Annotated in this window: 5 protein-coding genes and 1 pseudogene; 5 read left to right on the top strand and 1 reads right to left on the bottom strand. The window is 64.8% G+C overall.

Annotated features, from left to right (window positions below; all coding sequences use genetic code 11):
* Window positions 1-109: 109 nt before the first annotated feature.
* Window positions 110-1,585 carry a helicase HerA-like domain-containing protein gene (locus ACK1U9_RS25145; protein ID WP_196188288.1) on the bottom strand — a complete coding sequence of 492 codons (1,476 nt, stop codon included), beginning with the start codon at window positions 1,583-1,585 and terminating at the stop codon, window positions 110-112.
* Window positions 1,586-1,755: 170 nt separating this feature from the next.
* Here ACK1U9_RS25145 and ACK1U9_RS25140 point away from each other — a divergent pair.
* The 5 genes and pseudogenes from ACK1U9_RS25140 to ACK1U9_RS25120 form a co-directional block, all read left to right on the top strand.
* Window positions 1,756-2,772 (top strand): annotated as a pseudogene (locus ACK1U9_RS25140) (cache domain-containing protein); the annotation flags it as partial.
* Window positions 2,773-2,865: 93 nt separating this feature from the next.
* Complete coding sequence (locus ACK1U9_RS25135; protein ID WP_370464237.1) at window positions 2,866-3,630, top strand: methyl-accepting chemotaxis protein; 765 nt, start codon at window positions 2,866-2,868, stop codon at window positions 3,628-3,630.
* A 242-nt stretch (window positions 3,631-3,872) separates the two neighbouring features.
* Window positions 3,873-4,994, top strand: a complete 1,122-nt coding sequence (locus tag ACK1U9_RS25130; RefSeq protein WP_108481886.1) for a glycosyltransferase family 4 protein — start codon at window positions 3,873-3,875, stop codon at window positions 4,992-4,994.
* On the top strand, window positions 4,987-5,751 hold the full coding sequence (locus ACK1U9_RS25125; RefSeq protein ID WP_449110260.1) for a DUF2334 domain-containing protein: 765 nt from the start codon (window positions 4,987-4,989) through the stop codon (window positions 5,749-5,751). The genes ACK1U9_RS25130 and ACK1U9_RS25125 overlap by 8 nt, the downstream gene beginning before the upstream one ends.
* Window positions 5,748-6,740, top strand: a complete 993-nt coding sequence (locus ACK1U9_RS25120) for a lysylphosphatidylglycerol synthase transmembrane domain-containing protein (protein ID WP_085602266.1) — start codon at window positions 5,748-5,750, stop codon at window positions 6,738-6,740. The genes ACK1U9_RS25125 and ACK1U9_RS25120 overlap by 4 nt, the downstream gene beginning before the upstream one ends.
* Window positions 6,741-6,983 lie beyond the last annotated feature (243 nt).

Here is a 6,983-nt window from a genome sequence, read left to right as displayed (position 1 = left end):
GATCGCGCGGCGGCTGGAGGATGTGAGCCCACAGGTATTGCACCGCCCGCAAGGCCTGTGCAGTACCTGTGGGAGCTGGCTTGCCGGCGATAGGGCCGGTACAGGCAAACTACCTTTTCTTGCCCCCCAGCAACGACCCCATCAACCCTCGCACCAACTGCCGCCCCAACTGGTTGGCCGCCTGGCGCACCGCCGACTTGATTGCCTGCCCTGCTGCACTCTGCAAGAACTCACCAGCCTTGTCGGCAAAGCTCTCGTCATCCGCCTTGGGTTGCGGCGCTGGCTCCACCGGCTCGCCCTTGCGCTGGGTCAGCATCTCGTACGCCGACTCTCGGTCCACCGGCTTGTCGTAACGCCCCGCCAGCGGCGAACTGGCAATCAGCGCACTGCGCTCAGCCGCACTCAACGGCCCGATACGCGACTGCGGCGGTGCAATCAGTACCCGCTGCACCATCGCCGGCGTGCCCTTCTCTTCCAGCGTCCCTACCAGTGCCTCGCCAATGCCCAGTTCAGTCAGCACCGCCAGGGTGTCGAACGCCGGGTTGGGGCGGAAGCCATCAGCCACCGCCCGCAGCGACTTCTGCTCCTTGGCGGTAAACGCCCGCAAGCCATGCTGGATGCGCAAGCCCAACTGGGCCAGCACCGCATCTGGCAAGTCCCCCGGCGACTGGGTAACGAAGTACACCCCCACACCCTTGGAACGAATCAGCCGCACCACCTGCTCCAGGCGATCCTGCAGTGCCTTGGGCGTATCGTTGAACAACAAGTGTGCTTCATCGAAGAACAACGCCAGCACCGGCTTGTCGGCATCACCGCGCTCGGGCAGCTGCTCGAACAACTCGGCCAGCAGCCACAACAGGAAGGTCGCGTACACCTTCGGTGCATCGTGAACCAAGCGGCTGGCGTCCAGCAGGTGGATACGCCCACGGCCATCCGGGTCTGGCCGCAGGAGGTCCTCGAGCTGCAACCCCGGTTCACCGAACAACGCCTCGGCGCCCTGCTGTTCCAGGGTCGCCAACCGCCGTAACAGCGCCTGGGTGGAGGCCGTGGTCATCAGCGCGCTGTCTTCCCCCAGCAATTGCGGGTTGTCCTTCAGGTGCGCGAGCAACGCCTTGAGGTCCTTGAGGTCGAGCAGCAGCAGGCCTTCACGGTCGGCCACCTTGAATGCCGCGTACAGCGCCGCCTGTTGGCTGTCGGTCAGTTCCAGCAGGTTGCCCAGCAGCAGCGGCCCCATTTCACTGAGGGTGGTGCGCAGCGGGTGACCGGACTGCCCGGCAATGTCCCACAGGCTCACCGGGTAAGCCCTGGGCGTGTGCCCCAGCCAGGGCATGCCGGCGATGCGCTCGGCCACCTTGCCCTGCGGCGCACCAGCAGCGCCCAGGCCGCAAAGGTCGCCTTTGACATCGGCGGCGAACACCGCGACCCCCGCATCACTGAACGCTTCCGCCAGATGCTGCAGGGTGACGGTTTTGCCAGTACCCGTTGCACCCGCTACCAGGCCATGGCGGTTGGCCAACCTCATGGCTTGCCCAACCGGCTGGCCATCCGGACCAGCACCTACAACGATGGTCGAAAATTCCGACATCTCTTTAATCCTCTGCTCAAGCTTTAGCGTAATTCGGCCGATACCTGTGGGTGATATTCGCCTTAATAGAGAGGAACAACCGAAAAGGGACTTTTTCGGGATGTTGCACTGCTTTGCGACTCCACGCATGCAAACGCCTGATATGAAACCTTAGCGGAACCGATTACGCCATGAACAAAAGCCTTCGTTTCAGCCACAAGATTCTTTTGGCAGCGTCACTGATCGTGATACTCGCCTTCAGCCTTTTCACGCTCTACAACGATTACCTCCAGCGTAATGCGATCCGCGAGGACCTCGAAAACTATCTGGCTGAAATGGGCGCTTCCACTTCGACCAATATCCGCAACCTGTTCGAAGGCCGTATCAAGCTGGTGGAAAACCTGGCACAGAACATAGCCCAGGACCCGACCAACGCCGAAACCCTGATGGGCCAGAATGCACTGATTTCCAGCTTCCTCACCGTCTACCTGGGCAAGGTCGACGGTGGCTTCAGCGTGCGCCCTGACTCGAAAATGCCCGACGGCTACGACCCACGCACCCGTCCCTGGTACAAGGACGGCATGAACGCCGCTGGCGCAACCCTGACCGAGCCGTACATCGACATGACCACCAACAAGATGGTCATCGGCATCCTCAGCAAGGTTTCCGCCGGTGTCGGCGTGGTCGGTGGCGACCTGGCCCTGGACGGCCTGGTGCAGATCATCAACTCGCTGAACTTCGGCGGCATGGGCTATGCCTTCCTGGTCAACGACCAAGGCAAGATCCTGGTGCACCCGGACAAAGACCTGGTGATGAAGTCACTGTCGGACCTGTTCCCGCAGCACACGCCGAAACTGACAGGTGAGCTGACCGAAGTGCAGAGCGAAGGCCAGGCCCGCCTGCTGACCTTCACCCCGATCACCGGCCTGCCGTCGGCCAACTGGTACATCGGCCTGTCGGTGGACAAGGACAAGGCCTTCTCGATGCTCAGCACCTTCCGCACCTCGGCGGTGATCGCCACGCTGGTGGCGGTGGTGATCATCATCGGCCTGCTCGGCCTGCTGATCCGTGTGCTGATGCAGCCGCTGCACACCATGACCCGCGCCATGGAAGACATCGCCGAAGGTGAGGGCGACCTGACCAAGCGCCTGCTTATCCACAACCACGACGAATTCGGCATCCTGGGCAGCGCCTTCAACCGTTTCGTCGAGCGTATCCACAGCTCGATCCGCGAAGTGTCCTCGGCCACCGAGCAGGTCAACGAAGTAGCCCTGCGGGTCATCAGTGCCTCGAACTCGTCAATGACCAACTCCGACGAACAGTCCAACCGCACCAACAGCGTGGCCGCCGCCATCAACGAACTGGGCGCTGCCGCCCAGGAAATTGCCGGCAACGCCGCCCAGGCTTCGCAGCATGCCAGTTCGGCGCGGTTGCTGGCCGAAGAAGGGCAGCAGGTGGTGGAACGCAACATTGCGGCAATGAACCGCCTGTCCGACCTGATCGTCACTTCCAGCGCGCACATCGAGACGCTGAACAGCAAGACCGTCAACATCGGCCAGATCCTCGAGGTGATCACCAGCATTTCCCAGCAGACCAACCTGCTGGCGCTGAACGCGGCCATCGAAGCGGCCCGCGCCGGTGAAGCCGGGCGTGGTTTTGCGGTTGTCGCCGATGAAGTACGCAACCTGGCGCACCGCACCCAGGAGTCGGCGCAACAGGTGCAGACCATGATCGAAGAACTGCAGGTCGGCGCGCGCGAATCGGTCGAGACCATGGACCAGAGCCAGCGCCACAGCCAGGACAGCATGCAGATCGCCAACCAGGCCGGTGAGCGGCTGGACAGCGTTACCGTGCGCATCGGCGAGATCGACGGCATGAACCAGTCGGTGGCCACCGCCACCGAAGAGCAGACTGCCGTGGTCGAGGCGATCAACATGGACATCAACGAGATCAACATGCTCAACCAGGAAGGCGTGGAAAACCTGCAGGCTACCCTGCGCGCCTGCTCTGACCTGGAGCAGCAGGCCGGCCGCCTGAAGCACCTGGTGGGCAGCTTCCGCATCTGATCGCAAACCGCGTCGCCTGCTTCGCGGGCAAACCCGCTCCCACAGGATCTCCGTCACTCTTGAATGCGTGGTGATCCCTGTGGGAGCGCGCAAGCCCGCGAAGAAGCCCGTACCGCTCCCCCGCCTTCCCCGCCCCACCCAACCCCGATCGAACAAACTATCCTTCTGATAGGTCAACCTTTAGGCGCGTCATCGCCGGCCCGTTAGCGCCGGATGACAGACCCGAAGACGATCCCGGAGGGATGCTGATCGTGCACATCGCCGACATCACCATGTTCTACGCCCCCGCCAGTGGCGGCGTACGTACCTATCTTGATGCCAAACACCACCGCCTCGACGCCATCCAGGGCGTCCGCCACAGCTTGCTGATACCCGGTGCCAGCGCCCAGCACGCCGATGGCATCTACCAGGTGCCCGCCCCGCCGCTGCCGTTCGGCAATGGCTACCGCTTCCCGGTGCGCCTGGCCCCCTGGTGCAATGTGCTGCGCAGGCTCAAGCCCGACCTGATCGAAGTCGGCGACCCCTACCTGACCGCCTGGGCTGCGCTGGAAGCGCGGCGCAAGCTCGATGTGCCGGTGATCGGCTTCTACCATTCCGACCTGCCGCTGCTGGTCAGCAACCGCATGGGCAACTGGTTCACCCCCAATGTCGAGGCCTATGTCAGCAAGCTGTACGGCAATTTCGACCGGGTCCTGGCCCCCAGCCAGGTCATGGCCGACAAGTTGCGCCGCCTGGGGGTGCGCGATGTGCACGTGCAGCGCCTGGGCGTCGACCTGGCCACCTTCCACCCCAGCCAGCGCGACCCGAAGCTGCGTGCCGAACTGGGCATTGCCGACACCAGTCGCCTGCTGATCTACGCCGGCCGTGGCTCGCGGGAAAAGAACCTGCCGGTACTGCTCGAGTGCATGCGGCACCTGGGCCACCCCTACCACTTGCTGCTGGTGGGCTCGAACATGCCGGCCAACGTGCCGCAGAACGTCAGTGTGATCGATCACTTCTGCCCGGCACCAGAAGTCGCCCGGCTGATGGCCAGCGCCGACCTGCTGGTGCACGCCGGCGACCAGGAAACCTTCGGCCTGGTCATTCTCGAAGCGATGGCCAGCGCCACGCCGGTGGTGGCGGTGCGCGCCGGTGCTTTCGGCGAAATCGTCAACGAACAGTGCGGGCGCTTGTGCCGCCCCAACGATAGCCAGGCCATGGCGACCGCCGTGCAAGAGGCATTCGAGGCTGGCGTACGCAAGCTCGGGGCTCAGGCCCGACGCCATGCCGAGCAGCAGTATTCGTGGGACCACGTGGTCGCCGGCCTGCTGCAGCACTACCAGGCCGTGCTTGGCCACCAGCCACAGGTCCGCGCCCATGGCTGAGCCTTTGTCGGCAGCACGCAGCCTGATGCTGGTACTGCACGATGTCGCGCCCGAGACCTGGCCCGACTATCAACCCTTCGTCCAGGCCGTCGACGCCATCGGCGGCATCCCCATGACCTGGCTGGTGGTGCCGGACTTCCACCACCGCAACCCGCTGCAGCGCTCGCCCACCTTCTGCCGCTTGCTCGAACGGCGCCTGGCACAGGGTGACGAGCTCGCCCTGCACGGCTTCTACCATGCCGACAACGGCCCGCCACCGCGCACGCCCGGTGAGTACTTCATGCGCCGCATCTATACCCATGAAGGCGAGTTCTACGCTCTCGACCAGCAGCAGGCCTTGCAACGCCTGGAGCACGGCTTGGCGCTGTTCGCGCAGCAGGGCTGGCCGGTGGCAGGCTTCGTCGCACCAGCCTGGCTGATGAGCGAAGGCACCCGCCAGGCATTGCGCCGCCTGCCGCTGCGCTACACCAGCACGCCACAGCACTTGTACCGTTTACCGGACTTCACCGCGATCAAGGCTCCGGGGCTGGTCTGGAGCGCCCGCAGCGCTTGGCGCCGCGGCCTGTCACGGGTGCTGTGCGACTGGCAATGCCGGCGCTGGCGTGACGCCCAGACCCTGCGACTGGGCCTGCACCCGGTGGATATGCGCCATCGCGCGTCCCGCGACTATTGGCTGAACACCCTGCACACGCTACTGGCGCAGGGGCGCGAGCCCCTGACCAAGTCCACCTGGCTCGACCGCCAGGCCAGCGCATGAGCCGCCTGGCCTGGCTGGCCCTGGCACTGCTCGGCGCCGTGCTGGTGCCGGCCCTGCTCGGTGGCAGCGAGCTGCTACCGAGGCTGCAGCGCTTCGCCCCCAGCCTGATGCTGACCCTGCTGGGCATGATCCTGCTGTGCTGGGTCATAAACGCCATGCGCCTGCGCCTGCTGCTCGGCCAGCAAGGCGCAAGGCTTGGGCGCCTACGCAGCCTGGGTGTGGTGATGGCCACCGAGTTCGCCATCTGTACCACCCCAGGCGGCAGCGGCGGCCCCTTGACCCTGATGGCCCTGCTGGCACGCGACCGGATCGGCCCGGCGCGCAGCGGCGCGGTGTTTGCCATGGACCAGCTGAACGACCTGGTGTTCTTTTTCTGCGCGATGCTGGCGATTGCCGGCTATGCACTGTTCCACAGCCTGGGCCGCAGCCAGGAAAGCATGTTGCTGGGCAGCGCGTTGCTGCTGTGCACGGCACTGACCCTGGTGATCGGCCTGCTTCGCTACCGGCGCACGGTGATGCGTGTGAACGGCAGGCTGCTGCGCCGCCTGGGCATGAGCCGCCAGCGCAAGCGGCGCTGGGCGCGCAAACTGCTGCGCTTCATCGACGCACTGGCGCAGACCTGGCGCCTGCCCAAGCGTACGCTGACCCTGGTTTTCACCCTGACCTGTGCCCACTGGGGCCTGCGCTACAGCGTGTTGTATCTGGTATTGAGGGGATTGGGGGTAGACCTGGCGTGGATCCCCAGCTTTCTGGTACAGATGCTGTCGCTAAGTGCCGGCCAGTTCAGCTTGCTGCCTGGCGGTGCCGGTGCCGCCGAGCTGACTTCGGCCAGCCTGCTGACGCCACTGGTGGGCAGTTCGACTGCGGCTGCGGCGATCCTGATATGGCGGGCGGTCACTTACTACTTTTATCTGCTGGCGGGTGGGCCGGTGTTCGTGTGCCTGCTGGCGCGCCCGCTGATGGAGCGCTGGCGGCGTCAGGCGGGTTGAGCTGCTGCCAAAGTTCGGCGGCGCCGGGGAAATCGGTGCCATCGGTGTCGGCCAGGGCTTCGGGGTCGTAGCGGGCCAGGCAGCCTTCACCGAGGGTGGGCGGGAGTGAGGCGGTGGGTTGGTTGCGCTGCTTGGCCATCGGCTTATACCTCAGATTGCTGGGGGCGCTTCGCGCCCCTTTCGCCGGCAAGCCAGCTCCCACACCGACCGCATTGACCTCAAGCCATGTGCAGTACCTGTGGG

Source organism: Pseudomonas sp. XP1 (assembly GCF_053557675.1).
The sequence above is the reverse complement of the archived record's forward strand: the minus strand, read 5'-3'. Positions and strand labels throughout refer to the sequence as shown.